At 54.3% G+C, this 707-nt stretch carries 1 protein-coding gene; it reads right to left on the bottom strand.

The window, feature by feature from the left end:
• Nucleotides 1-42: 42 nt before the first annotated feature.
• The gene (locus AWB68_RS45810; protein ID WP_087650527.1) at nt 43-567 is read right to left on the bottom strand and encodes an SgcJ/EcaC family oxidoreductase; all 525 of its coding nucleotides are present in this window, start codon (nt 565-567) and stop codon (nt 43-45) included.
• Between the last annotated feature and the right edge of the window lie 140 nt (nt 568-707).

The following is a 707-nucleotide window of genomic DNA, read 5'->3' as shown; positions in this document are numbered from 1 at the left end:
AGGACGTAGGTCGAGAAATCTCCCCACTCGTTTTGCACCCTGTTAGTGGGAGCGCGTTGGATGGGCGTCTGGTTTCTTCTTCTCCGGCATGACCGACGAGTGATGACTCGTGATTAGCCATTGCACCCCGTCCCAGCGGTAGGTATAGGTATAGCGGGCCTTTACGACGGCTCCGGTCCTCGCGAAGGTGAATGTGTAAAGCCCAGCATCCACTGCAGAATTGCACCCAAGCTCAACTTGGCGAAAGTCGATCTTTCCCGACGGCCTATCTTGTAGAAAGTGATGGAAGTATTCCTCCTTTTCAGCGGGTGTTAAACGCGGCTGGTTGGATACCGTTGGAAGAAGAATAGACCGCTCCGCATAGTTGGCGACAACCTTGTGTGGATCACCGGTTTGCAGTGACTGATTCCAACGATCAAACAACGCGGCAATTTCCTGATCCGAAGTGATTTTACAGTTCTCAGTGTGTGGCGGCGGCGCACTGTTTGTCACGGCTTGATTCGCGGGTTGATTCGCGGCGCATCCGGAAAGGACGAAGGCAAGGCAAGCAATGGTAGATCGCTTCATGGCGGCACGTATCCAGTTTGGAAGTAAGAGGGGGCAATGCGGGGGGCGCATGACCCCTAGCGAGAATGAGCCGCTTCTGACTTACGATGTCGGTCGGCTAGCTCAATAAAGTTCGCCGAGGGTTCTTCTGCGTGAAGCTC

It is taken from the genome of Caballeronia choica, from assembly GCF_001544535.1.
GTDB lineage: Bacteria > Pseudomonadota > Gammaproteobacteria > Burkholderiales > Burkholderiaceae > Caballeronia > Caballeronia choica.
This window is presented reverse-complemented; position numbering and strand designations above follow the sequence as displayed.